The sequence below is a fragment of the Caballeronia sp. SL1002 genome, from assembly GCF_057814995.1.
Genome location: NZ_JBYMUW010000002.1, coordinates 3,077,376 through 3,102,919, shown reverse-complemented (window position 1 = coordinate 3,102,919; position 25,544 = coordinate 3,077,376). Strand labels below are relative to the sequence as shown.

Below are 25,544 nucleotides of genomic sequence, written 5' to 3'. Positions count from 1 at the left end.
ATTCCTAACTAATTCATATAAAAAAGGCGGCGCTCCGAGACCGGAGCGCCGCTCTTCAACAGACAAACCCGACGCGCTAAACCGCGCGTCCGTTCAAACCAAGCCCTACTTCCCAGCCCGCGCGTTCGCCGACGCCACCGCCGTCATATTGATAATCCGCCGCACCGTCGCCGCCGGCGTCAGGATGTGAACCGGCTTGTCGACGCCGAGCAGGAACGGTCCGACGGTCACGCCTTCGCCACTCACCATCTTGAGCATGTTGTACGTGATGTTCGCGGCTTCCACGTTCGGCATGATGAGCAGGTTCGCCTCGCCGGTCAGCGTCGTGCCCGGGAACGCGGCCTTGCGCACCACTTCCGACAACGCTGCGTCGCCGTGCATTTCGCCATCAATTTCGAGCGACGGCGCGCGCGCCGCGATCAGCGTGCGCGCTTCCGCCATGCGCTTCGACGACGCGCTTGGCACGCTGCCGAAGTTCGAGTTCGACAGCAGCGCGACCTTCGGCGTAATACCGAACTTCTCGATTTCGCGCGCGGCGAGCACGGTCATGTCGGCGAGTTGCTCGGGCGTCGGCGTTTCGTTGACGTAGGTGTCGCTGATAAAGAGATTGCGGCCCGGCAGCATCAACAGGTTCATCGCGGCGAAATGCTTCACGTCGGCCGCTTTGCCCAGCACCTGCTCGATGAACTTCAGATGGCTGTGATACGAGTCGATCAAGCCGCAGATCATGCCGTCGGCGTCGCCAAGACGCACCAGCAGCGCGCCGATCAGCGTGTTGAACTTGCGCAGCGCCGCCTTCGCGTTCTCCGGCGTCACGCCCTCGCGCGCGGCGATCGCGTGATATTCCTGCCAGCATTGCTGATAACGCGGGTCGTCCTCGGGATTGACGATCTCGAAATCGGTGCCGGGCGTGAGCTTCGAGCCCATCTTCTTCAGGCGCATTTCCACCACGGCCGGACGACCGATGATGATCGGCTTCGCGATCTTTTCCAGCAGCACGAATTGCGCGGCGCGCAGCACGCGCTCGTCCTCGCCTTCCGCGAACACGATGCGCGCGGGCGCGGCCTTCGCGGCCTGGAACACCGGCCGCATCACCATGCCTGTGCGATACACCGTCGTGCCGAGTTCCTCGCGATACGCGTCCATGTCGTGGATCGGACGCGTCGCCACGCCCGAATCCATTGCCGCCTGAGCGACTGCGGGCGCGATCTTGATGATGAGGCGCGGGTCGAACGGCTTCGGAATCAGGTATTCCGGACCGAATTCGAGCGAATGGCCTTCGTAGGCTTTCGCGACTTCATCGCCTTGATCGGTCTCTTCGGCGAGTTCGGCGATCGCGCGCACGCACGCGAGCTTCATCTCTTCCGTGATGGTGGTCGCGCCCACGTCGAGCGCGCCACGGAAGATGAACGGGAAGCACAAGACGTTGTTCACCTGGTTCGGATAATCCGAACGGCCCGTCGCGATGATCGCGTCCGGGCGCACCTTCTTCGCTTCTTCCGGGCGGATTTCCGGCTCCGGGTTGGCGAGCGCGAGGATCAGCGGCTTGTCGCCCATCACCTTGACCATTTCCGGCTTCAGCACGCCGGCGCTCGAACAGCCGAGGAACACGTCGGCGCCGTCGATGGCATCGGCCAGCGTGCGCGCGTTCGTGGTCGCCTGATAGCGTTCCTTCGACGGATCGAGATTGCCGCGTCCTTCGTAGATCACGCCCTTCGAGTCGCAGACAAGCACGTTCGACTTTTTCAGGCCGAGATCGACGAGCAGATCCAGACACGCAATCGCCGCCGCGCCCGCGCCGGAACAGACGAGCTTGATCTCGTCGAGCTTCTTGCCGACCACTTTCAGGCCGTTGAGAATCGCCGCCGACGCGATGATCGCGGTGCCGTGCTGGTCGTCGTGGAAGACCGGAATCTTCATGCGCTCGCGCAGTTTCTTCTCTATATAGAAGCACTCCGGCGCCTTGATGTCTTCCAGGTTGATGCCGCCGAGCGTCGGTTCGAGCATCGCGATGGCTTCGACCAGCTTGTCCGGATCGGTTTCCGCGAGCTCGATGTCGAACACGTCGATACCGGCGAATTTCTTGAACAGGCAACCTTTGCCTTCCATCACCGGCTTGGCCGCGAGCGGGCCGATATTGCCGAGCCCGAGCACTGCCGTGCCGTTCGTCACCACGCCGACCAGATTGCCGCGCGAGGTGTATTTCTGGGCGTCGAGCGGTTCGTCGAAGATCGCCATGCAGGCGGCCGCGACGCCCGGCGAATAGGCGAGCGATAGATCGTACTGGTTGGAAAGCGGCTTGGTCGGCGTGACCGAAATCTTGCCGGGCTTCGGATTCTGGTGATACGCGAGGGCGCTTTGCTTCAGTTGTTCGTCCATGATTAGCCTGAGACGTTTAGAGTTTTTCGGGAAATGCGGTCGCTGCGCCGCTGCTGTTCGGTTGTCATGTCCGGCTGCGGCAGGTCGAGCGGAAACCGTTCTGACGGCAACCCCTTCGCACCGGATAGGCGCGGCGTCGCGCCAGCGTGGATGACCCTGGCGGACAGCGTTTTTTGGGGGAGGATTAGTGTACACCCCGCGTCCCGATTGACGCGACGCACCAATCGGCGGGGTTTTCGAGGGGAAACGGCAATGCAGCGGCCGTCAGTCGAGTTCAGCGCCGCGCCGTTCGGGAATCAGGAAAAGCGTCGCGGCGATATCGAGCAAATAGATGGACGCGAGCAGCGTGAGCGCCGCCGCGAACGAGTAGCGCGCGGCGAGCGCGCCGACCGCGACCGGGCCAAATCCGCCGACCGCACGACCGATATTGAACAGCACGTTTTGCGCCGTCGCGCGGGCTTCGGTCGGATACAGCTCCGAAATCAGCGCGCCGTAGCCGCCAATCATGCCGTTCACGAACACGCCCATCAACGCACCGCCGATCAGGAGCGCCGCCGGCGTCGAAAGATTGGCGTAGACGAAAACCATCAGCACCGCGCCCGCCTGATAGGCGAGAAACGTGGGCTTGCGGCCGAAGCGGTCGGCGGCGACACCGAAAAGCCAGATGCCGAGCGCCATGCCGAGCACGGTTGCGGCGGTCCAGAGGCCGGATTTCGTCAGCGAATATCCGAAGGTTTTCGAGAGATAGCTCGGTAGCCAGATCATCAGCCCGTAGTAACCGAAGTTCTGCACGGAACACAAGACGATCACGCCGAGGCTGGCACGCGTGGTTTTTGCATCGGCGAAAAGGTGCTTCAGCGGCACTTTGCCGCGCCCGAGCGCCTTCCGTTCGACAAACATCGCCGGTTCTTCCACCCGGCGCCGCACCAAGAACGACACGACGGCCGGCAGCAATCCGACCGCGAACATCCCGCGCCAGCCGATCACCGGCAAAAGGAGCGGCGTGAGCAGCGCGGCGGCGAGCACGCCGAGTTGCCAGCCAAGCCCGACATACGACGACACCCGCGCCCGTTGCCGCGCGGGCCACGCTTCCGCGACCAGCGCCATGCCGATCCCGAACTCGCCGCCCAGTCCGATGCCCGCGACCGTGCGGTAGAACAGCAAGTCGCCGTAACCTTGCGCCAGCGCGCACAGTCCGGTGAACACGGCGAACACGAGAATCGTCCAGGTCAGCATTTTTACGCGGCCGAAGTAGTCGCTAAGCGTGCCGAAGATCAGACCGCCCGCGACCGCGCCGATCAGCGTCCAGGTCACGAGTGAGCCAGCTTGCGTTGAGGTGAGATGCAAGTCGGCGGCGATCGCCGGCAGCATGAAGCCGAGGATCAGCAGGTCGAAGCCGTCCATCGCGTAGCCGAGCATCGACGCGACGAGCGCGCGGACGGCATACGCGCCCGACTGCGGACGGGTGACGGTGGAACGGTAAGCGTTTGTCATGGAGGCGGCGGGTTGGCGCGCGGCGACGGCCGGACGAAGCGTCGAGGGCTAAAAAAGTGCGCCGAGTGTACGTCGCGCGCCGCCGCGCCACAACTCGCGAAAAAAGTGGCGCGCAGCGGCCTGGACGCGGCCTCGGAGGCGAATATCTCCATGCTTTCAAGCGCTTTACGCGCCTTTCGGCGCTCGCTTGGGCGCGCCCAGTCGGGTAAAATCGCGGGCTACGCGCGCAGCAAACGAGCATCAAACGAGCGGGCAAAGCGGGCGTTTCTCGCCGCCGCTTCTTCGTTCACCGCTTCGTTCACCGCTCCGTTCATCGCTGCGCCACGGGCCTTTTGGGCCTCTTCCGCTTCGAGAAGCGCCACTCTTCAGTCCAAGGATTCGCCCATGACAGGCTTTGATCGCCAGACGATCTCCGACACCACCGCCAAGATGCTGCTGGAAGTGCAGGCGGTGCATTTCAACGCGGAAAAACCGTACATCTTCACGTCCGGTTGGGCGAGCCCGGTCTATATCGACTGCCGCAAGCTGATTTCGTATCCGCGCGTGCGCCGCGGCCTGATGGAAATGGCCGAAACCACCCTTCTTCGCGATGTCGGCTACGAGCAGATCGACGCCGTCGCGGGTGGCGAAACGGCCGGTATCCCGTTTGCCGCGTGGCTGTCGGACCGCCTGATGGTGCCGATGCAATACGTGCGCAAGAAGCCGAAGGGTTTCGGCCGGAATGCGCAGATCGAAGGTTTGCTGACCGAAGGCCAGCGCGTGCTGCTGGTGGAAGATCTGACCACGGACAGCCGCAGCAAGATCAATTTCATCAACGCGCTGCGCACGGCGGGCGCGACGGTGAATCATTGCTTCGTGCTGTTCCACTACAACATCTTCAAGGAAAGCGTGTCGGTCCTGAAGGATATCGACGTCGATCTGCACGCGCTGGCGACGTGGTGGGACGTATTGCGGGTCGCGAAGCAGGAAGGCTATTTCGACACCAAAACGCTCGACGAAGTGGAGAAATTTCTCCACGCGCCCGCCGAATGGTCGGCGGCGCACGGCGGCGCGACGTCCTCGCCGCAATAAAAAAATGGAGTAATCAGTTAAAAGCCGCTCGATCAGAACGAGCGGCTTTTTTATTGCCGTTTAATTGGGCGACTTTAGTGGTTCAGGTGGATCGTCGAGGGTGCCGTCTCCGACATAAGCCGAAAGATTTAGCAATCCATTACTTTGCGCATATTGAAACAGTTCGGAATCTCTTTCAATTCCGAGTTTTCGCATTGCCGTGTTTTTCTGCGTGCTGATCGTTTTAATACTTCGCCTTAATTGAAGCGCTATTTCGGTAATCGTCATGCCCGATACGAATAGCCGCACGACTTCGAGTTCGCGTTTCGATAAAACGACGTCGCGCTGTTCGCCGCTCGTCGTCATGCCCATACTGTCCAGCGCGGCGCGCACGGACGGTCCGACATACTCCTTGCCGTTCATCACATTCGTGATGGCAAGGCCGATATGGCTGAGATCGTCGGATTTGTTGATCACCGCTTTTACGCCAACCTCGCGCAGCCGCTTCAGCAGGGCTGGGTTCTCGAGCATCGTGAGAACGACGATCCGCACGCTGGGAAATTGCCGGCCGATATAACCCAGCAGCGGCATGCCGTCGCCGAACTGACCGCCGGGCATCGCGAGATCCGAAACCAGAACGTCGCACGGCGTTTTCTGTAAAACCGCCATGAGTTCGGTGGATTGCCTCGCCTGGCCGACGACTTCGATATCGGGAAACTTGATCAGGGCCTGCGTTGCGCCGAACAGAATCACAGGATGGTCGTCGGCAATTATCACTTTTATTCGCTGACCCATATTTCACCCTCGACGCTTAATTAGAATAACGATTTACGCATTATAGGCAGCGTGTGTTTTTCCATTTCAATTCTCTTTACTTTGCCAGACGTTACCATGATGTACATTGCCGGCGTTGTAGCACGATTGCGCATGTTAATTTAATCCAACGAACAACTTTGATGCTTTGTTGCGATGTTAAACTCGAATCTGACATTAAACGCATTTCTGAGACAAAAAACATCGTATAGGCGGCGAATGTCGAAACGCCGCCTCGACAGGAGGATCCGCATCATGCGCCTGGCAACCTGGGTCGTGCGTCTTGCTGTGCCTCGTTTTCCCAGCCGTATGGCGGCCCAAATGAGCGGTCCAATGAGCGCCCTTTTTGCCTGCGCGATCGCGGCGTCGCCAGCGTGGGCGCAGGCTCCGTTCACCTTGGTAAGCCAGGACCTCGCGCCCAACGCGCTGGTTCCTGCCGCGCAGGTTTTCAACGCGGGCGACTGCAATGGCGGCAACCGCTCACCGCAGCTGTCGTGGCATGGCGCGCCGGCCGCGACGCAAAGTTTCGCCGTCAGCATCGTGGATCCCGACGCGCCCGGCCGCGGCTGGTGGCATTGGGCGGTGGCGGGCATCCCGGCGAGCGTCACCCGCCTGACCGGCAACGCGAGCGCGTCCGGCGCCCTTCGCGCGATGGGCGCGGTCGAGGCGCGCAACGATTTCGATACCGACGGCTACGGCGGTCCTTGCCCGCCTGCCGGCAAGCCGCATCACTACGTCGTCACGGTGTACGCGCTCGACAGCCGCGGCCTGCGCCTCCGGCAAGGTAGCCCCGCGCTGATGTTCGAGCACGAAATCCGTTTATCGACGCTCGCCACCGCCGCCCTCACCGTGACGTATGGACGTTGACGACGGACGTTGACGGCAGACGTTGACGACGAACGTTGACGACGGACGTTCGCCGCGCCACGTTGGGGCTCAATTTGACGCTATAGACTGACTGTCGCTCCCGCGCCGCACCGTGTGCCGGCGGGCAAAACGCGCAGCGGCCTACTCTCCGAAGGAACCCTCATGTCGAAGATCGTCATCGTGTATCACAGCGGCTACGGCCACACGAAAAAAGTGGCCGAAGCCGTGCTCGCGGGCGCGCAGGATGCCGGCGCGGACGCAAAACTGGTCGCGGTCGGCGATCTCGACGACGCCAGTTGGGCCGAGCTCGACGCAGCCGACGCCATCATTTTCGGCGCGCCGACCTACATGGGCGGCCCGTCCGCCGACTTCAAGAAATTCGCCGACGCCAGTTCCAAGCCCTGGTTCGCGCAAAAGTGGAAAGACAAGATTGCCGCAGGCTTCACCAACTCGGCGACCATGAACGGCGACAAGTTCTCGACCATTTCCTACTTCGTCACGCTCGCGATGCAGCACGGCATGATCTGGACGGGCACCGGCATGATGCCGTCCAACACGAAGGCGGCGACGCGCAACGACCTGAATTTCGTCGGCGGATTCACGGGATTGCTCGCGCAGTCGCCCGCCGACGCCTCGCCCGACGAAGCGCCGCCGTCCGGCGATCTGGAGACGGCGAAGGCGTTCGGCGCGCGCGTCGCGGGCGTCACGGCGCGCTGGATCGCGCAGTGAGCGACATTTATTTCGCGGCGCTTTCTGCGATTGTGCAGCGCTTTTAGGGGACACGGCCACTCGTCCGTTCGGCCAATCTCGCTTGGCCGCCGTCCAATCGACATCAAAGCGCATTAAAATATCGCTTTTGGCCGCTTTCGCGCGAGGTCCGACGGATCTGCGTTGTTAGCGCGAACAAGCGAGATCGAGATGACCACGAAAGTATTTGTCGACGGACAGGAAGGCACGACCGGCCTGAAGATTTTTGAATATCTGTCGGAGCGGCGTGACATCGAGGTGCTGCGCATCGAGGAAGCGAAGCGCAAGGACGTCGAGGAACGCCGCCGGCTCATCAACGCGTCGGACGTGACGTTCCTGTGCCTGCCGGACACGGCGTCGCGCGAGTCGGTGTCGCTGGTGGACGCGGGCAACACGCGCACCTGCGTGATCGACGCGAGCACGGCGTTCCGCACGCAGGACGACTGGGCTTACGGCCTGCCCGAACTCACCCGCGCCCAGCGCGAGCGGCTGCGCACGGCCAAGCGCATCGCCGTGCCGGGTTGCCACGCGTCGGCGTTCATTCTCGCGATGCAACCGCTCGTGGCGGGCGGCCTCGTTCCCGCCAATTTCGACTCCCACGCGTATTCGATCACCGGCTACAGCGGCGGCGGCAAGAAAATGATCGCGGAGTTCGAAGCGGGCGGCAACGCGAAGCTCACGAGCCCGCGTCCTTACGCGCTTGCGCTCGGCCACAAGCATCTGCCGGAAATGGCGGTCCGGTCGGGGTTGACGAAAAAACCCGTGTTCACGCCGATCGTCGGCAATTTCCTGAAAGGGCTGGCCGTTACCACGTATTTTTCGCCCGATCAGTTGAGCCGCGCGGCGAAACCGCAGGACGTGCAGGCGCTGTTCGCCGAGTACTACGCGGGCGAGCCGTTTATCCGCGTGATGCCCTTCGACGCGGACAGCAATCTCGACGACGGCTTTTTCGACGTTCAGGCATGTAACGACACGAATCGCGTCGACCTTTTTGTGTTCGGCAACGAAGAGCGTTTCGTCACCGTCGCGCGCCTCGACAATCTCGGCAAGGGCGCGTCGGGCGCGGCTATCCAATGTATGAATCTGCACATCGGCGCCGACGAACAGGCGGGTCTCGCGCGCTAAATCTCGTTCGCTCCGCCGGGTTTGCGGTCCGGCGCGTAGCGTAGAAAGCAACGCAAAAAGCCGGCTTCATCGAATGATGAAGCCGGCTTTTTCATTCTGGCCGCGCTCGCTGGCCTTTCAAGATCTTCCCGAAGTAACAATTCCCGACATTGAATCCGAGCGCACCGAAATAAGTGCCGCATAGGGAATCTCCGAATATTTAAACGAACGTTCGTTCGTTGATTATTAGGCGGTTTTGCGGCGACTGTGCTGAGTTTTGAGCGTCTGTCAGAACTTTCTTTCGTGATTCGTCGCGCGAGCAAAATTTTTGTTTCAACTCGGCCTGAACGGCCCGCCAGTACAGGATTCGCTGGAAAACCGCTGTTTTAATCGCATCTTTTAGATTTTTTCGTCGACTGACAGCTAGAAAGTGCGAAGTGAAATTACCGACGCACAACATAAAATAGGGAGACAGCGGTATGCGGCATGCCATTTCAAAAACTCTCGCGGTCGCGTTCGCCACCGCTCCCTTGCTGATCGCCTGCGGCGGCGGCAAGTCCGACAATCCGGGTCCGATCAACACGCCGCAGTGCTCGGGCGCGAGTTGCGGCACGCAGGGCGCGCCGGCAATCGGCGCGGGACCGGCCCCGCTTTGTCCGGCGAATGCGGATATCGGCGCGAACACGTATCTCGGCGGCGCGGGCAGCGGCGAGATCGTCAGCATCAACATCGACGCCGTGAACATGAAGTACACGCTGAAGTGGCTGGAATCGCCGATCCCGCTCGTCGCGGGCACCGTGACGCCGACGCGCGCGGGCACCACCGTGACCGGCGCGGTTGCGCATCTTCCGAAAGGCAGCCTCCCGACCGACGAGCAAACCCGCTGCGCTTTCGTCCTCACGCCGGGCGCGGGCGCCGCATCGGACGGTTCCGCCTACGCGACCTACTTCAACCCGCAGAATCCCCCGATCGTGTTCGTCGGCAACGGCGTCGCGGGCGGCGGTATTCCGGGCGGCAAGATCAGTTTCCCGGGCGTCGATATCGTCGTCGCGAAGGAATTCGCCGTCGCGGCGCGCAGCTTCGACTTCTATCCGTTCATCGGCTTTTCGAGCGTGAGCACGAACGTCGCGGATCTCGCGGGGAATTACACCTCGCTGCTGTATCACCTCGTCCCTTCCGACAAATTCAAGGCCGCGGGCCTCACTTCGCTAGAAAGCTACGACGCCGCCGGCCGCTGCACGGCGTTGCCCGGACAAGCGTTCACGACTTGCCAGACGGCGCAGAACCCGTGGCTGGCGGACTCGAAAGGCAGCTATTTCACGAGCGCGAACGCCCCGCAAATCGAAGCGCCGCGCAAAAGCGACGACGGCCTCCTGGGACCGTTCCCGATCGTCGCGAGCGCGCACATGGTGCTCGGCAAACTCAACGGCCAGATCGTGCCGGTGGTCGTGCGAACCGGTCAGGTCAACCCCGTCCTCACGTCGCCGCAAGTGGACGACGAATCAGGCATCGCCATGCTCGCGCCGATCAAGCCGATTGCGTCGGGCGATATCAACGGCGGCTACGTCGGCGCGGATTCGAACTTCAAGTACACGGCGACGTTGCTGCAGAACCAGGTCGGCTCGTTCCTGAATCCGATGACGCAACAGGCCGAAACCGGCTTCGGCATGAACTACACGGCGAGCAACGTGCCGGGTCTCGTCATCGCGCAGACGCAGGACGGCAGCCTCGGGCGGCTGATCGCAGTCGGCGGTCTTTACGCGATGTTCGTCGGCGGTGCGGTGAACGGCGGGCCGACGCCTTCGTCGGTGAACGGCGACACACTCGCGAGCCCGTACTTCGGCATCGGCGCGCAGATCAGCAAGTAACCGTGAGCACGCGGCCGGCGCATCCGGCCGCGACAAAAAGAAAACATCAGGAGGCAGCAGCATGAATTGGAGAACTCTCGTGGCGGTGGTTTGCGCGGCACCGCTCTTGTGGGCGTGCGGCGGCGGCAGCGACGCGCCGCAGCCGCCTGTCGTGCGGCTCTGTCCGGCATCGCTCGACTACAGCACCGCGTTCACCGGCGGCGGCGGCGACGGCGAACTCGTCAAACTGCAACTCGATACCGCCAAACTCACGTGGCAAATCACCTATGTCGAATCGCCGATTCCGGTCACGACCGGCACGATTTCGCCGACACGCGCCGGCACCACGCAAACCGGCACGCTGACAATGGAAACCGGCCTGCCGACGACCAAGCTCAACCAGTGCGCGTATCAACTGAACGGCGCGAGCCTCGATCCGACGCGGCCCGCGCGGATTTTCGTCGGCTTCGGCGTGGCGGGCGGCACGATTCCGGGCAAGCGGCTTCAGTTCAACGGCGTCGTCGGTCAGGGTTTCGTGCCGGATCGAACGTTCCCGTATTACCCGTTCATCGGCTTTTCGACGCTCGAAACGAACTTGGCGAACGTGGCCGGAACGTATAACCAGTTGGGTTATCACGAAGTGCCCTCGCAGACCTACGCGAAAGTCGCGGTGGATTCGAAGATCACCATCAACGCCGACGGCACCTGGAACGAGTGTGACAACACCGGCATCAACGCCGGCGAATGCCAGCAGGCGGGTTCGAACTTCACGCCGTCGCCGGATGGCAGCGGCGCGTTCGTGACCAACAATTTCCTGGGCCAGGTGAAGCCGACGGAATCGGCGACGACGGTCGGCAAGGGCTACATGATCGTCGGCAAGTTGCGCAATCAGCTCGTGCCGATCCTGATCCGCACCGGCTCCGCCAACGCTGACATCACGAAAGGCCTGCCCTACGCCGACGACGAATCCGGCATCTCGATGCTCGCGCCGCAGCAAAACGTGGCGTCGGGCGCGGTGAACGGCGAGTACGTCGGCGTCGATAACCTCTTCAACTACCGCACGACCGCGATCGCCGGCACGCAGGCAACGCTGATCGACCCGTTCCAGCCGTCGCAAGCGTCGCTCGCGCGCGCGCTGAATCTCGACTACACGCAGGCGGTTCCCGGCCTCGTCACCTCGACGGTCGTCAACGCTTCGACCGGCGCGGCGCCGACGGGCAAGCTGATTTTTTCCGGCGGCGTATTCGGCTACCTCGACCTGAGCGACGCCACCGCGCCGTATTTCACGATCGGCGCGTTCGTCCAGTGACATTCAGAAGGCGGCGGCCGGCGCGTCCGGCCCGACCGTCCCGCACGAAAAGGCTGAAGGGAGACAACATGAACAAGCACTACGCCCGGCTCGCGGCGGGGATCGTCGTGTCGGGAACGGCCATGCTGGCCGTGAATAACGCTCGGGCGCAAGCCGCGGGCGACAACGTGGTCGGTCTCGGCTGGTTTCACATCATGCCGCAGGATTCGAGCACGCCGATGACCACCCACGTCGCGCCGACGCCGATCAACACGCCGCTGCGCCTGCCCGCCCAGTTCACGTCCGAAGGCACAAGCCTTTCGACCAAAAGCGCCGACACCGTCGGCCTGACGTTCACCCACTTTTTCACCGATCACATCGCGGGAACGTTCGTGGGCGGCGTGCCCCCGACTTTCGAGATTCAGGGACACGGCACGATTCGTCCGCCCGGCCCGGCGGGCGCGCTCGGCAGCCAGAATCTCGACGAAACGAATCCGCTCGTGAAAAGCGTGCGCCAGTGGAGTCCGGCGTTGTTGTTCCAGTATTACTTCAACGCGCCGACGGCGAGCCTGCGGCCGTTTGTCGGTGTCGGCGTGTCGTATAACTACTTTTCGAACATCAAGCTGACGGACGGATTCGTCGCCTCGACGCAGGAGAATCTCGGCGCGACTCTCGCGGCGGGCGCGGGGAAGCCGGGGAAAACGTCGGTGGAGGCGAAGGCTTCGTCGTCGTGGGCGCCCGTTTTCAATCTCGGCGCGATGTACAACTTCGACAAGCACTGGGGCTTGATCGCGTCGGTCACGTATATCCCGCTGAAGACGACCTCGTCGGTCATCATCAAGGCCGCCGACGGCACGGAACTGGCGACGTCGAAAGCGGACCTGAAAGCCGATCCGATCATCACGTTCGTCGCGGTGTCGTATCGCTTTTGAAAATGCCAAAAAAAAGCCCGCCTAGTTGGCGGGCTGAATCCATATCAGTGGAGACATGGAGGAGACAGAAACGACTTTAGCAAAAACATTGGTGCGTTGCAACAATTTTTGCAGCGGTGCGTCGATCCGCCTCACGGCTCGGTCATCGAGAGTATGAAAGTGAGTTGATCCGCCGAAATCGGTTTGACGAGATGCACGTCGAATCCGGCGTCCTGCGTCATCGCCCGATGCTGCGGCTGTCCCCAACCTGTCAGCGCGACCAGCAACATCGCGCCGCCATTTGGCGACGCGCGCAACGCCTGCGCCGCGGCGAGCCCGTCGAGAAGCGGCATCCCGAGATCCAGAATCACCACCTCGGGCGAAAATTGCTGCGCAACATGCACGGCTTGCGCGCCGTCGGCCGCCAGCGCCACGATGTGACCCATGCCGTTCAGCAGATTCGCGAGACCGGCCAGCGCGTCGTCGTCATCGTCGGCAATCAGGATGCGCTTCGTCATGGAACACCTCACCGGTTGCCGGAAACGACGAGTTTCACCGCGCCCGCGCCCGTCGTGGAGGCCGTGATCTGCGTGCGCTTCGCGGGCGCGCCGAGATAGAAATGCTGGCGGGTTGGAGAATTCTGATCGTGCGTGGCATCGGGCAGACACGACGCGATATCGGCGGCGACACCTTGCAGCGCGTCCGCGCCGCTCGCGTTTTTTGCGGTCCACAAACATTCGTAACTGCCCGCGCGCGCGGCGCAACGGGCGTCGTCGCCGTAGGGTTGCGCGGCGGCGCGGCCGTCGTCCGGCGACAGCGCGGCAAAATCCGGCGCAGCGGCCACGATCCGTTTGAGGGCGATGCACGGACTCGGCGCGTCGTCGGCGCGAGCGTCGCATATCGATAACAACGCGCAGCACGCCGCGCCCAATGCCACCACGTCGCGCAGACGCGCGTTCGCATTGTCCAACAGCGCTCGCCCGGCGTTCATGTCGCGTCTCCGTAAGTCTTTATTCTGCTTTTCCGCAGACAACTGGAGAGCGAGTCTGCGCTCAGGCCAAGCGCTGCGTATGTTCGCCAGCGTATGGTTCGGCGCTGCTTTTACAGCAACTCCGATGCCGCGATCACTTCCCCGCGCGCCGCGCCGCGATCTTGCCGAGCACCGCGAAATCCAGATCGCCGTCGCCATGCGCGAGCACGTCGATCAGGTTGTCGCGCAAGAGGCTCGCCACCGGCAGCGGCGTGTTCACGGCATCGCCCGCAGCGAGCGCGAGCCGCACGTCCTTCAGTCCGAGCCGCGCCTTGAACGCCGCCGGTTCGTAGCGCGCGTCGGCGATCATCTTCCCGTAACCCTGATACACCGGTCCGGGAAAAATCGTGTTCGTGATGAGATCGTGGAAACCATGCACGTCGATACCGTGGTTCGAGATCAGCGCGGCCGCCTCCCCGAACGTCTCGATCGCCGACGCCAGCATGAAGTTCGCCGCCAGCTTCAGCACGTTGGCGTGCGACGGCGTCGTCCCGGCGCGCCACGTTTTCTGGCCGATCGCGTCGAAAATCGGCTGCACGCGCGCGATGGCGTCGTCCGCGCCCGCCGCGATGATATTCAGCTTGCCCGCCGCCGCCACATCCGGCCGGCCGAGCACGGGCGCGGCGACATACGCGATGCCGTGCTGCGCGTGCAGCGCGGCGAGTTCGTCGGCGAGCGCGACCGAAACGGTCGCCATGTTGACGTGGACCAGCCCTTTCGGCGCGTGCCGCAGCAGTCCGCCGTCGATCAGCACGCTGCGCAGCGCGGTGTCGTCGGCGAGCATTGAGAACGCGGCGTCGCCCGCGAACGCTTGCTCGGGCGTGTCCACGACCGATGCGCCCAGATCCGCGATCGCCTTCGTGCGTTCGCGTGAACGGTTCCAGACGCGCACGCTGTGTCCGGCCTTGAGCGCGTTCGCCGCCATCGCGCTGCCCATTTCACCCAGTCCAATAAAGCCGATGTCCATGCCGGTGCTCCTTGTCGAAATTGAAAATCGAGTAGATCACAACGTCCCGAAGCATGCAGCGCGCGCCGATGCGATACTGCTTTCATGGTCACGGCGACGTTTCGTTTCTATCGCGAACTGAACGAATTTCTTGCGCGGGAGCAGCGCGAGCGCGCGTTTTCGTCCGCGTGTCCGGCGGCGGCGAGCGCCAAGCACATGATCGAAGCACTCGGCGTGCCGCACACCGAAGTCGCGCTGATTCTCCTGAACGGCGCGCCGGCTGGCTTCGATACGCCGTTGCCCGACAGCGCGACGGTCGAGGTGTATCCGGCGGGTGCAGCACCCGCGCTGTGGCTCGGCGGCTCGCCGCTTCTGCGCGAATCGCTCGGGACGGACGAATTGCGTTTTATCGCCGATGCGCATCTCGGCGCGCTCGCCCAGTTGCTGCGGCTCGCGGGCTTCGACACGCGCTACGACAACCATTTCGCCGACGACGAAATCGAACGCTTGGCCGCCCGCGAACGACGCGTCGTGCTGACGCGCGACCGCGAACTGCTGAAGCGCCGCAGCGTGGAACACGGCTGCTACGTGCGTGCGCTGCAGGGCGACGCGCAGTATCGCGAGGTGGCCGCGCGGTTGAACCTTGCGCCGCGCGTGCGGCCGTTCCGGCTGTGCCTGATGTGCAACGCGCCGCTGCGTCGCGCGGACCTCGACGAGATCGACGGCCGCGTGCCCGAAGGCGTGCGCGAGCGGCACACGCGCTTCGTCACCTGCGACGTCTGCCGCCGCGTATTTTGGGAAGGCTCGCACTGGAAACGCATGCGTTCGCGCATCGATGCGTTGTCGCCGGAAGGCGGCGCGTGACAAAGCTCGTACAATACGCGTCCCGTATTCGTCTCAATTACTGTCCCGGAGCTTCGCGTGAAGAAATTCGACCTCGAAAAAAACAAGGCGCTCAAGCTCGCCAACGACCTGAAGCAAAGCGGCGCACGTTTTGGCGCCACTGCTCAGCCGAAACTCGATCGCCGTGAGCAGCGTCGGCTGGATCAGGAAAAGGGACTTGTGCCGTTCGCGTGCAAGCTCGATAGCGCGCTGGTGGAGCAGTTGCAGGAGCGGGCTGCCGCGCACGAGGGGGGTATGGCGGAAGTGCTCGCCGAGCTGCTGGTTGCGGGTGGGCTTAAGAGATAGACCGGTGTGGTTTTGCTGGCGCTTTGGTTTTGTTTGCCGGGGCTGGCGGTTTTGCTAGCGCCCTTTGCTTTTGTCGGTTGGCGCTTCCTGGGAACTTGACCAGGTCTTGGGTTGCTGGCGCTTTTGCTTTTGTTTGCCTGTGGTTCTTGGGAGCTTGACCAGTCTTGGGTCGCTGGCGCTTTTGTTTTGGTTGTTCTGTGCTTCTTGGGAACTTGACCAGTCTTGGGTTGCTGGCGCTTTTGTTTGGTTGTTCTGCGCTTCTTGGGAACTTGACCAGTCTTGGGTCGCTGGCGCTTTTGTTTTGGTTGTTCTGTGCTTCTTGGGAACTTGACCAGTCTTGGGTCGCTGGCGCTTTTGTTTGGTTGTTCAGTGCTTCTTGGGAACTTACTTTCGTGTAGGTCTATTAGCACGCCGCTATGCGCGGCAGCAGTCACTTTCTTTGCTGCTGCAAAGAAAGTAACCAAAGAAAGCAGCTTATCCGTCAAGTGTCCACCACACATAACCAACCGGATAGGCGCGCAGGCTGACTCGGCTGTCGCGCAGTTATTCGTATTGGCACAGCGCCTGTCAGTTCCATCCTCGCTGCGCGAGGACGATGGGCATAACAAAAAACCGGCGGTTTGGTTTGGTTTGGTTTGGTTTGGTTTGGTTTGGTTTGGTTTGGTTTGGTTTGGTTTGGTTTGGTTTGGTTTGGTTTGGTTTGGTTTGGTTTGGTTTGGTTTGGTTTGGTTTGGTTTGGTTTGGTTTGGTTTGGTTTGGTTTGGTTTGGTTTGGTTTGGTTTGGTTTGGTTTGGTTTGGTTTGGTTTGGTTTGGTTTGGTTTGGTTTGGTTTGGTTTGGTTTGGTTTGGTTTGGTTTGGTTTGGTTTGGCTTTATTCGGTTATACCTTACTGGCAGGCACTTTGTGCCTGCCGGGATGAATGAGCGGCTCCACTTTGTTTTTGTGGTGCGATGGCCGAATCAGCTTGCGCACCACTCCCGGCGACCGTTCGTGGTGGACGCTTAGTAGGTCACGCTGCTTTCTTTGGTTACTTTCTTTGCAGCAGCAAAGAAAGTGACTGCTGCCCCGCACAGGGGCGTGCTAATAAACCTACACGAAAGCAAGTTCCCAGCAAGCGCAAGCAAACAAACGACTGGGCGCTAGCAAACCCATACCCAAACCCAAACCCAGAACCCAAGACCGAACCCCGGCCAGCCTCAGGCCGCTCCTCCCCGTGCCTCATCAACATCGACATGGCGCGTCGCCGGAATACACGCCACCGCGATCAGCGAAAGCACAATCCCCCCCATCACATAGAACGCGGGCGCAATCGGCGAACCGGTGGCCTTTACGAGCCACGTCACGAAGAATTGCCCGAACCCGCCGAACACCATCACCGCGAGGTTATAGGCAAGCGACAAGCCGGTCGATCGGATATGCGCCGGAAAAAGCTCGGCAAGGAGCGCGCCGAACGGTCCGTAGTACCCGGACAACGTAATCGACAAAAGCGCCTGCACGATCACGAGCCGCAGCACGCTCGGCGCGGCGGCGAGCCACAGAAACAGCGGGTAGATCAACACGAGCGTGATGAGCAGCGACCACATCGAAAGTCCCTTGCGGCCAATCCGATCGGACCACGCGCCCGCGACCGGCGACAGCACCGTCAGCAGCAAATTTCCCACGATCAACGCGGTGAACGACTCGCCGAACGGCAGCTTCAACTGCTTCACCGCGAAGGTCGGCAAATAGCCGATCAACACATACACCGTCACCGTCAGCGCAATCACCGCGCCGAGACCGCACAGCACTTCACGGCCGTGACTGCGCAGCACTTCGCCGAGCGTCGCCGGTCGCGCGGTTTTCTTCGCGTGCAGGAAGGCTTCGGTATCGGTCATGTTGCGGCGAATGTAGAAACCGACCGGCCCGATCACCAGCCCGAGAATGAACGGCACGCGCCATCCCCACGCATGTAGCGCTTCGGGCGACAGGCCGCGCGAAATCGCCGCGCCGACGACCGCGCCGAGCAGCAGCGCCGCCGCCTGACTCGCCATCTGGAAACTGCCGTAGAAACCGCGCTTCGAGAACGGCGCCGATTCGATCAGCAAGGCAGTCGAACTGCCGAACTCGCCGCCCGCCGAGAAGCCCTGCAACAATCGAGCGAACACGATCACGAGCGGCGCGCCGATCCCGATCGCCGAGTAGGGCGGCGCGATGGCGAGCAGGAAGATGCCGAGCGTCATCAGCGCGATCACCATCGTGAGCGCGGCCTTGCGTCCCGCGCGGTCGGCGTAGAGGCCGAGCACGATGCCGCCGACGGGCCGCATCACGAACGCGACGCCGAAGGTCGCGGTGGTGAGAAGGATCGAGGAATAGTCGCTGTCGGTGGGAAAGAACAATTGCGCGATCACGACGGTCATGAAACCGAACACCGTGAAGTCGTACCATTCGAGCGCATTGCCGATCACCGCCGCCGCCACGGCACGCGTGTTCGGCGTAGTCCTTGTAGTGCGATTGTCTGTTGCCATGATTCCCCCGCCCTTGGGCGCACTGCTGTTGTTGTCGTGTGCAGCGGGATGCGGACTCGGGCGAATCGACGCCCCGTGCTTCGTGCCTTGGCGAGTGTAAAGAGCAAGGGGAGCGTAATCAAGCGACGACGAAAAGCGCGCCGGGCATGTCCGCCCGGCGCGCTGCTTACTACGGTGCTGCTCTCTCAGGCTTTTTGCGTTCAGGCCTTCTTGTTGTATGCGTTGCACCAGCCCTTCGACGCCACTTGCTTCGCGCCGAACATCGGGCAGCCGGCATAAGCGTCGGCGGCCTTGCCCTGATAGAACGAGCAATTGCCGCAATCCTGGCCGGCGGCGTATTTCGGGAACTTGGCTTTGTCGACGGTGGCTGCGTCGAGCTTGTAACCCAGCGCCTGCGCGGTCGGATCGGATTCGGCGACCTTCTGGGCGTCGGCGGCGAACGCGGTGCGCGAGAGCGCCAGCGTCGAGACGACGCCCGCGCTGGAAATGAGGAATGTGCGGCGTGATGCTTTCATCGAGGCGACTCCACTGTATTGGGGGAACGCCGTTCTGGCGACGGCGATGCCCGAGCATAACAACGTGAAGGCGCAGCGAACGACCCAAATTTCAAAGATAACCGACGACGAAATGTGACGGCTGACCGGCGATCGAACGCGATCAGCGCAGCATGTCCGCCACTTTTTCCGCGATGGCGAGCGACGCCGTCAATCCCGGCGACTCGATGCCGAACAGGTTCACGAGTCCCGGCACGCCGTGCGCCGATTTGCCCTGGATGATGAAATCGGCCGCCGCCTGGCCCGGACACGAAAGTTTCGGGCGGATCCCCGCGTAGGCTGGCTGCAGCGAGTCGTCGGGCAGGCCCGGCCAGTAAGCGCGGATCGCCGAATAGAACGCGTTGGCGCGTTCGGGATCGACGTCGTAGTTGATCGACTGGACCCATTCCACGTCCGGGCCGAATTTTGCCTGACCGCCAAGATCGATGGTGAGATGCACGCCCAAGCCCGCTTCGTTCGGCATCGGATAGATCAGGCGGTCGAACGGCGCGCGTCCGCTCACGCTGAAGTAGTTGCCCTTCGCGAAATAGAGCGGTGGCACGTGACGGTCGTCGAGACCGTTGATCCGCGCCGCAAGCGCGTTCGCGTACAGCCCGGCGCTGTTGACCACGCACGCGGCCTGGAAGCGCGCGGGCGCTTCGCCGCCGGTCGTCACGACGAAGCGGCCGTCGCGCGCGTCGATCGCCTCGACCGGCGTGTGAAACGCGATGTTCGCGCCGTGGCGCTCGGCGTCGCCTTGCAGGGCGAGCATGAACTGATGGCTATCGACGATGCCGGTTTCCGGCGAATACACCGCTTCCACGCACTGAAGCTGCGGCTCCATCGCCATCGCGTCCGCGCCCGAAAGGCGCACCAGTCCGGTAACGCGATTCTCGATGCCCTTCTGTTCGATCGCGGCGAGTTGCGGAAGCTGGTTGCGTGCGGTGGCGACGAGCAGCTTGCCGCATCGGCGATGTTCGACGCCATGCGTCGCGCAAAAGTCGTACAGCATCGCGCGGCCTTTGACGCAGAGTTCCGCTTTCAGCGAACCGCGCGGGTAATAGATGCCCGCGTGGATCACTTCGCTGTTGCGCGAACTCGTGCCGGTCCCGATCGCCTCGCCGGCTTCCAGCACCATCACTTCGCGGCCGCGCGCGGCCAGCGCCCGCGCGATCGCGAGTCCGACCGCGCCCGCGCCGATCACCACGCATTCGATCTGATCCATGTCGTTTCGTCTCGCGCCACATTGATGATTACATTCTATGCGTCCGACTATTGCACGTTGCACAACAAACGACCGTTCATTTCACCGCTTTTTGAAGGCATTCCGGAAAAGGCAAGAAATAGCGGGCCTTTTGTCAAAAAAACCACCTTTCAGTGGCTTTTTTGGCAAGTTTTCCACAAGCCACGCTTTCAGAATCCGATCGCTTTCTTGCGTCCCGCATGATCGATTTCGATATCGCGCGCTTCAACCACGTGCCGACCGTCGATCCGCGCGTTGCCGAACGCGTTCAGCATCGCCCGGCGCATCGCGCGCGGCGAAGCGCGGGTCAGCGCGTCGAGCGGTGCGTCGCCGAGCGTTTCCGGAAAGCGCCGTCCCCACACGTGCGACGTGCGGATTCCGTCGTAGATCGACTGCGCGATCCGGCGCGCGCCATCGCGATCCGGCGGCGGAATCTCGTACACGTTCATGCGGTTCATCAGCGGTTCGGGAATCGCGCGCGCGTCGTTCGCGGTCGCGATCCACACGACGTTGCCCGCGTTGATCGGCACTTCCGCGAACTCGTCGGTGAAATTTTGTGCGGTGTCGTGTTCGAGCAGCGCGTAGAGCGCGCCGAGCGGATCGTATTGCGCGTCGCCGGTGGCTTTGTCGATTTCGTCCACGGTGATCACCGGATTCGCGTAGCTGCCGTTCACGAGCGCCTCGAAAACCTTGCCCGGCTTGGCGTTGCGCCATTGCGACGACGCGCCCGAGAGAATCCAGCCGGCCGTGAGCGAACTCATCGCGACGTAGTGACACGACGTGCCAAGCAAACGCGCCAGTTGTCGCGCGAAATGCGTCTTGCCGATGCCGGGGTCGCCGAGCAGCAGCATCGGCATGAGTTCGAGGCGGTCCTCGGTTTCGAGACACAGCGCGATCTGCTTGCGGATATCGGCCAGCGGTTCCTCGAAATTCGGCAGCGCGCCGACCAGATCGTCGATGGACGGCATGCGGTTCGGCTTTACGCAAAAGCGCAGATTACCCGCCTTCAGCATCTTTTCGTAGGTGGCGCGCAGCGCGTCGCTCGCGCCCTCGGTCAGATCGTTGAGCGCGGCCTCGACGTCGTCGAGGCTGTACACCTCGCTGAACGACGCGACCGAAAGTTCCTGTTTGACCACGGCTGTTGACATCTCGCACCCCGTCTTTTTGTGAATCGGCGGTTTCAGTGTCATCGACGAGAAATGGGCGCGCAAGCGAGCACTCTCCGGCGTGTGCTGCTAATGGTGGCGCGCGGCGGCGCTCCGGGCTGTAAAACCGATCCGCTTGTATGATTAAAGAATTATCGGCGGAACGCGGCGGAGTTATCGGTTCGCCGTCCATTCAAGCCCAAGCGAATTCAGGTGCGGATCGTGCTCCATGTGTACGCGGCCAGTCTCGCTCGCGGCCTGAACCCCGCCGCCATGTCGCTGTCAGAAAACAACTTCGCCGGAGAAATGCGCCCCATGCTGAAACGAAGCACCGTCCGAAGCACCGTCCGATCGATTGCCCGAAGCGCGCTGTGCGCCGCCGCGCTCGCCGGTTCCGTTGCGGCCGAGGCGCAGGTCGCGATGCCGCAACCGGTCAAGTGGGAGCTTCAGGTGATGAGCGACGGCCAGCAGATCGACGCGTTTTCCGGCACGACGAGCGTGGGCCAGGCGCGTACCGATACGCATCACCACGTCGTCAAAAACCGCGTAGGCTGTGCGGACCAGCCGGCGGGCGATATCGACTTGCAGCGCACGCTGACGCTCTCGCCGGTCCACGCGAGCGCCGACGACGTGACGCTGTCCATCGAGGCGCAGGAAACGCTCGAAGATCCGTCGAACCGGACCACCGCCGAAGGCTGCAAGCTGCCGCCGCAGCCGCGCCAGGTGAACGCCTCGCATCCGGGGCTGGTGCTGAAGCCGGGCGAGTGGTCGAGCTGGACGATCATCGAAAAGAATCCTTCACTGACCTACCGGGTGCGCGCCAGCTTGAGCACGCCGGCTCAATGACACCGTGACGCCACGAGCCGCGCGGTCCACGACAGATACGCATGCGAAATCCCGAACTTCTTCCCGCCAGTCCGCCCGCGACGCTTGAAGCGCCGGATTTCGTCGCGGTGAGCTGGAACCTGCACAAGGGCCGCTCGCCGCTCGGCCTTCAGGCGTGGAGCGCGATGCAGCGCTGGGTGCAGTCCACCCGTGCCGACGCGTATTTCCTTCAGGAAGCGATGGCACGCCGCATGCCGCAGCCCTTGCTCGCCACGGGTTTCGGCAATCCGCTCGCCGCGCCGCCGGAGGACATCTGGCATTGTCAGGCGACCGAAATCGCGACTGCGCTCGAACTCCAGATCGCGCTTGGGCCGAACGTGTTCAAGCCATCGTGGCGGCATGGCAACGCCATTCTGTCGCCGCATCCGCTCGACCTCGGCGGCCGCTGGGATATTTCCGCGCACCGGTTCGAACGGCGCGGCCTGCTCGTCGCGCGCGCGACCTTCGCCGGACGTTCGATCACTTTGCTCTGCGCACATCTGGCCCTCACGCGCTCGGCGCGCTTGCGTCAGATGAACTGGATTGCGCACTGGATCGCGCGGGAAGCGCCGGACGGCCCGCTCGTGCTGGCGGGCGATTTCAACGATTGGCGCAATGATTCGGTGCCGTTGTTCGGCGAACTGGGCATGAACGAAGTCGCGACCTTGCTCGGGGAATCGGGGCGGACGTTTCCGGCGTTCTCGCCGGCGCTCGCGCTGGACAAGATGTTCGTGCGAGGGATGAAACCCGTCGAGTGGATTACGCCGACGCAAGACACGGCTTGGCTTTCGGATCATTTGCCGTATATGGCGCGGCTTCACGTAGAGTGAACGGGGCGCTGGCGCTTGGGTTTAGGGTTTAGCGCTCTTGCGGTTTTCGCTTCCAGCAGGGTTTGGTGCTGCTGTTCAGCGCTTTCTGGGAACTTGCTTTCGTGTAGGTCTATTAGCTCGCCGCTATGCGCAGCAGCAGGCACTTTCTTTGGCTTGCTGCAAATAAAGTAACCAAAGAAACCAGCGGCGGTTTGGCGCCGTGGGGCGGCTTGAGATTGGATTACACCGGCAGATGTTCGGGCGCTTCTTGGAAACTTGCTTTCGTGTAGGTCTATTAGCACGCCGCTATGCGCGGCAGCAGTCACTTTCTTTGCTGCTGCAAAGAAAGTAACCAAAGAAAGCAGCTTATCCGCCTAAGTGTCCACCTCGAATAACCTCGCGGATAGGCGCGCAGGCTGACTCGGCTATCGCGCCGTTATCCGTATTGGCACAGCGCCTGTCAGTTCCATCCTCGCTACGCTTGGACGACGGGCATATTTGAAAAACCGTCGGTTGGTTTGGTTTGGTTTGGTTTGGTTTGGTTTGGTTTGGTTTGGTTTGGTTTGGTTTGGTTTGGTTTGGTTTGGTTTGGTTTGGTTTGGTTTGGTTTGGTTTGGTTTGGTTTGGTTTGGTTTGGTTTGGTTTGGTTTGGTTTGGTTTGGTTTGGTTTGGTTTGGTTTGGTTTTTCGGTTATGCCTTACCGGCAGGCATTTATGCCTGCGGGGATGAATGAGCGGCTCCACTCTGTTTTGTGGTGCGATGGTCGAATCAGCTTGCGCACCACTCCGGGTTACGGGTCGTGATGGACACTTAGACGGTCACGCTGCTTTCTTTGGTTACTTTCTTTGCAGCAGTGTACAGACCGGAGACATAGCTGACAGGTGTACGGAGACATGGTTGACACTTTCGGGTAATCGAACGCCCGAAATCCTCCCATGCCCTGGAACGTAAAAGACACCATGAGTCTCCGACAGGAATTCGTTCAACTCGCCACCCAACGGAGCGTGCCGTTCAGCGAGTTGTGCCGACGTTTCAACGTCAGCCGCCAGACCGGCTACAAGTGGCTTGCCCGCCACTCGACGCAAGGCCTTGAAGGTCTCGTCGATCGCTCGCGTCGTCCGCACGACAGTCCCGCGCGCTCATCCGATGAGATCGTCGCCGTCGTGCTCGACCTGCGCCGCGAGTACGGCTGGGGCGGACGCAAGATCGAGCGTCGTCTGCAAGATCTCGGCCACGCCAATGTGCCCGCACCCTCCACGATCACCGAGATCCTGCGCCGTCACGACCTGCTCCACGCGCCTGAGGACAGACCGCAGCGGCCCTGGCAGCGCTTCGAGCACGAGCATCCGAATGCGCTGTGGCAGATGGATTTCAAGGGCGATTTCCCGACCCTGGAGGGTGGCCGCTGTGCGCCGCTGACGGTGCTCGACGATCACTCGCGCTTTAACATCGTGCTCGCCGCCTGCGGCCGGACAACCACGGAAGTCGTGCAGACCGAGCTCGAGCGGGCGTTTCGCTGCTATGGGCTACCGTCACGCATCAATACCGATAACGGTGCGCCGTGGGGTTCCCCGAGCGCGCCGGGCCAGTTGACCGAGCTCGCGGTGTGGCTGATCAGACTGGGTATTCACGTGAGCTACAGCCGACCGTATCATCCTCAGACGAATGGCAAGGATGAGCGATTCCATCGGTCGCTGAAAGCTGAAGTGCTGGCGCGGCACGTGTTCACGACCCACGCCCACGTGCAGCAGGAGTTGGAACGCTGGCGACAGGTGTACAACACGCAACGCCCGCATGAGGCGCTGGACCTGGCGACGCCGGTGAGCCGCTACCAACCCAGCCCGCGAGCGATGCCCGAGCATCTGCCAGAACCGCAATACGGGCCTGCCGATGAAGTGCTGCGGGTCAATTCAAATGGCCTGGTGCGTTTCAGAGGCGAGGCGCTGCGTCTGTCGACTGCGCTCAAAGGGCTGTACGTGGCCGCACGTCCAAAGCACGACGAAGACGGCGTAATTGAGTTCTGGTTTGCCCATCAACGCATTGCAAAACTTGACCTGAAAGCAGCAAAACCCTGAACATCAGGTGTCAACGATGTCCTCGTACATGTGTCAACTATGTCTCCGGTCCGTACACAGCAGCAAAGAAAGTGACTGCTGCCGCGCACAGCGGCGAGCTAATAGACCTACACGAAAGCAAGTTCCCAGAAACCACAAGCAAACAAAACCAAAGCGCGAGCAACCAAAACCCCGAGCAAACTGCCAAAAACCACCAGCACCCAGAACCACAAGCGCCAGCAAAAACCAAAAACCCTAAACGTTCCGGCTAGCGTGCGGCCCAAAAGACCGCGCAATGAGCGCCTCGATATCCGTGAACGACACGGGCTTCACCAGATGATGATCAAACCCGGCTTCCCGCGAGCGCTGCCGGTCGGCCTCGCCACCGTAACCCGTGAGCGCAAGCAACAACGCCGACCGCGTGGCAGGACGCGAGCGCATCTGACGCGCGACCTCAAATCCATCCATACCGGGCAGTCCAATGTCCAGAATCACCACTTCGGGCTTGAACGCGTCCACATCCGCGAGCGCGCTCGGTCCATCGTGCATCGTGCGCACATCGTGGCCGAGCGTCTCCAGCAACATCGACATGGCTTGCGCCGCATCGACGCTGTCGTCGACGAGCAACACGCGACGCGGCTCCCCGATGGCGTCGTTCGCGACGTCTGTACTGTTCATTGCATTCCTTGGCGGTCGATCGACAGCGCGCTCATCCTGACCCCACCGGC

General features: G+C 62.1%; 26 protein-coding genes. 14 read left to right on the top strand and 12 right to left on the bottom strand.

Annotation, left to right across the window (positions count from 1 at the left end):
- Nucleotides 1-105: 105 nt before the first annotated feature.
- The 3 genes from AC3D25_RS16740 to AC3D25_RS16730 form a co-directional block, all read right to left on the bottom strand.
- Nucleotides 106-2,379, bottom strand: a complete 2,274-nt coding sequence (locus tag AC3D25_RS16740) for an NADP-dependent malic enzyme (protein WP_488889467.1) — start codon at nt 2,377-2,379, stop codon at nt 106-108.
- 264 nt (nt 2,380-2,643) lie between these two features.
- Nucleotides 2,644-3,873 carry an MFS transporter gene (locus AC3D25_RS16735; protein ID WP_488889466.1) on the bottom strand — a complete coding sequence of 410 codons (1,230 nt, stop codon included), beginning with the start codon at nt 3,871-3,873 and terminating at the stop codon, nt 2,644-2,646.
- A 218-nt stretch (nt 3,874-4,091) separates the two neighbouring features.
- On the bottom strand, nt 4,092-4,235 hold the full coding sequence (locus AC3D25_RS16730; protein ID WP_488889465.1) for a hypothetical protein: 144 nt from the start codon (nt 4,233-4,235) through the stop codon (nt 4,092-4,094).
- A 22-nt stretch (nt 4,236-4,257) separates the two neighbouring features.
- Here AC3D25_RS16730 and AC3D25_RS16725 point away from each other — a divergent pair, with 22 nt between their 5' ends.
- Nucleotides 4,258-4,944: an orotate phosphoribosyltransferase gene (locus AC3D25_RS16725; RefSeq protein WP_488889464.1), complete on the top strand. Its 687-nt coding sequence runs from the start codon at nt 4,258-4,260 to the stop codon at nt 4,942-4,944.
- Nucleotides 4,945-5,004: 60 nt separating this feature from the next.
- On the opposite strand, the gene AC3D25_RS16720 is transcribed toward AC3D25_RS16725, so the two are convergent.
- Nucleotides 5,005-5,718 carry a response regulator gene (locus AC3D25_RS16720; protein WP_488889463.1) on the bottom strand — a complete coding sequence of 238 codons (714 nt, stop codon included), beginning with the start codon at nt 5,716-5,718 and terminating at the stop codon, nt 5,005-5,007.
- Between the two features lie 327 nt (nt 5,719-6,045).
- On the opposite strand from AC3D25_RS16720, the gene AC3D25_RS16715 reads away from it, so the two are divergent.
- The 6 genes from AC3D25_RS16715 (at nt 6,046) to AC3D25_RS16690 (ending at nt 12,521) form a co-directional block, all read left to right on the top strand.
- Entirely contained in the window at nt 6,046-6,603 is a 558-nt protein-coding gene (locus AC3D25_RS16715; protein WP_488889726.1) for a YbhB/YbcL family Raf kinase inhibitor-like protein, read from the top strand.
- A gap of 162 nt (nt 6,604-6,765) precedes the next feature.
- The gene (locus AC3D25_RS16710) at nt 6,766-7,332 is read left to right on the top strand and encodes a flavodoxin family protein (RefSeq protein ID WP_488889462.1); all 567 of its coding nucleotides are present in this window, start codon (nt 6,766-6,768) and stop codon (nt 7,330-7,332) included.
- A 189-nt stretch (nt 7,333-7,521) separates the two neighbouring features.
- A complete protein-coding gene (gene argC, locus AC3D25_RS16705; RefSeq protein WP_488889461.1) occupies nt 7,522-8,475 on the top strand; it encodes an N-acetyl-gamma-glutamyl-phosphate reductase in 954 nt (317 codons plus the stop codon).
- Nucleotides 8,476-8,933: 458 nt separating this feature from the next.
- Entirely contained in the window at nt 8,934-10,322 is a 1,389-nt protein-coding gene (locus AC3D25_RS16700) for a DUF2957 domain-containing protein (RefSeq protein WP_488889460.1), read from the top strand.
- A 61-nt stretch (nt 10,323-10,383) separates the two neighbouring features.
- Entirely contained in the window at nt 10,384-11,610 is a 1,227-nt protein-coding gene (locus AC3D25_RS16695; RefSeq protein WP_488889459.1) for a DUF2957 domain-containing protein, read from the top strand.
- Nucleotides 11,611-11,732: 122 nt separating this feature from the next.
- On the top strand, nt 11,733-12,521 hold the full coding sequence (locus AC3D25_RS16690) for an OmpW/AlkL family protein (RefSeq protein ID WP_488889725.1): 789 nt from the start codon (nt 11,733-11,735) through the stop codon (nt 12,519-12,521).
- Between the two features lie 131 nt (nt 12,522-12,652).
- Here AC3D25_RS16690 and AC3D25_RS16685 read toward each other — a convergent pair whose 3' ends face one another.
- The 3 genes from AC3D25_RS16685 to AC3D25_RS16675 all read right to left on the bottom strand — a co-directional run bounded on the left by AC3D25_RS16685 (nt 12,653) and on the right by AC3D25_RS16675 (nt 14,518).
- Nucleotides 12,653-13,018 carry a response regulator gene (locus tag AC3D25_RS16685; protein WP_488889458.1) on the bottom strand — a complete coding sequence of 122 codons (366 nt, stop codon included), beginning with the start codon at nt 13,016-13,018 and terminating at the stop codon, nt 12,653-12,655.
- 8 nt (nt 13,019-13,026) lie between these two features.
- On the bottom strand, nt 13,027-13,491 hold the full coding sequence (locus tag AC3D25_RS16680; RefSeq protein ID WP_488889457.1) for a hypothetical protein: 465 nt from the start codon (nt 13,489-13,491) through the stop codon (nt 13,027-13,029).
- Nucleotides 13,492-13,624: 133 nt separating this feature from the next.
- Entirely contained in the window at nt 13,625-14,518 is an 894-nt protein-coding gene (locus AC3D25_RS16675) for an NAD(P)-dependent oxidoreductase (protein ID WP_488889724.1), read from the bottom strand.
- Between the two features lie 63 nt (nt 14,519-14,581).
- On the opposite strand from AC3D25_RS16675, the gene AC3D25_RS16670 reads away from it, so the two are divergent.
- The 3 genes from AC3D25_RS16670 to AC3D25_RS16660 all read left to right on the top strand — a co-directional run bounded on the left by AC3D25_RS16670 (nt 14,582) and on the right by AC3D25_RS16660 (nt 16,669).
- On the top strand, nt 14,582-15,340 hold the full coding sequence (locus tag AC3D25_RS16670; RefSeq protein ID WP_488889456.1) for a Mut7-C RNAse domain-containing protein: 759 nt from the start codon (nt 14,582-14,584) through the stop codon (nt 15,338-15,340).
- A 57-nt stretch (nt 15,341-15,397) separates the two neighbouring features.
- Nucleotides 15,398-15,664 (top strand): hypothetical protein, encoded by a 267-nt coding sequence (locus AC3D25_RS16665; protein WP_488889455.1) that lies wholly within the window; start codon nt 15,398-15,400, stop codon nt 15,662-15,664.
- A 279-nt stretch (nt 15,665-15,943) separates the two neighbouring features.
- Nucleotides 15,944-16,669: a hypothetical protein gene (locus AC3D25_RS16660; RefSeq protein WP_488889454.1), complete on the top strand. Its 726-nt coding sequence runs from the start codon at nt 15,944-15,946 to the stop codon at nt 16,667-16,669.
- Nucleotides 16,670-16,860: 191 nt separating this feature from the next.
- On the opposite strand, the gene AC3D25_RS16655 is transcribed toward AC3D25_RS16660, so the two are convergent.
- The 4 genes from AC3D25_RS16655 to AC3D25_RS16640 all read right to left on the bottom strand — a co-directional run bounded on the left by AC3D25_RS16655 (nt 16,861) and on the right by AC3D25_RS16640 (nt 21,092).
- Nucleotides 16,861-18,168: an MFS transporter gene (locus AC3D25_RS16655; RefSeq protein ID WP_488889453.1), complete on the bottom strand. Its 1,308-nt coding sequence runs from the start codon at nt 18,166-18,168 to the stop codon at nt 16,861-16,863.
- 200 nt (nt 18,169-18,368) lie between these two features.
- Entirely contained in the window at nt 18,369-18,683 is a 315-nt protein-coding gene (locus AC3D25_RS16650) for a high-potential iron-sulfur protein (protein ID WP_488889452.1), read from the bottom strand.
- A 142-nt stretch (nt 18,684-18,825) separates the two neighbouring features.
- The gene (locus AC3D25_RS16645; RefSeq protein ID WP_488889451.1) at nt 18,826-19,926 is read right to left on the bottom strand and encodes an NAD(P)/FAD-dependent oxidoreductase; all 1,101 of its coding nucleotides are present in this window, start codon (nt 19,924-19,926) and stop codon (nt 18,826-18,828) included.
- Nucleotides 19,927-20,114: 188 nt separating this feature from the next.
- Nucleotides 20,115-21,092, bottom strand: coding sequence for an AAA family ATPase (locus AC3D25_RS16640; RefSeq protein ID WP_488889450.1), 978 nt, complete (start codon nt 21,090-21,092; stop codon nt 20,115-20,117).
- A 312-nt stretch (nt 21,093-21,404) separates the two neighbouring features.
- Here AC3D25_RS16640 and AC3D25_RS16635 point away from each other — a divergent pair, with 312 nt between their 5' ends.
- From AC3D25_RS16635 to AC3D25_RS16620, 4 genes are all read left to right on the top strand, one after another.
- A complete protein-coding gene (locus tag AC3D25_RS16635; RefSeq protein WP_488889449.1) occupies nt 21,405-21,935 on the top strand; it encodes a hypothetical protein in 531 nt (176 codons plus the stop codon).
- Between the two features lie 41 nt (nt 21,936-21,976).
- Complete coding sequence (locus AC3D25_RS16630) at nt 21,977-22,783, top strand: endonuclease/exonuclease/phosphatase family protein (RefSeq protein ID WP_488889448.1); 807 nt, start codon at nt 21,977-21,979, stop codon at nt 22,781-22,783.
- 502 nt (nt 22,784-23,285) lie between these two features.
- Entirely contained in the window at nt 23,286-23,495 is a 210-nt protein-coding gene (locus AC3D25_RS16625; protein WP_488889447.1) for a hypothetical protein, read from the top strand.
- A gap of 202 nt (nt 23,496-23,697) precedes the next feature.
- Nucleotides 23,698-24,837, top strand: a complete 1,140-nt coding sequence (locus AC3D25_RS16620) for an IS481 family transposase (protein ID WP_488888469.1) — start codon at nt 23,698-23,700, stop codon at nt 24,835-24,837.
- 234 nt (nt 24,838-25,071) lie between these two features.
- Here the strand turns inward: AC3D25_RS16620 and AC3D25_RS16615 are convergent, their stop codons facing one another.
- Entirely contained in the window at nt 25,072-25,494 is a 423-nt protein-coding gene (locus AC3D25_RS16615) for a response regulator (protein ID WP_488889446.1), read from the bottom strand.
- Nucleotides 25,495-25,544 lie beyond the last annotated feature (50 nt).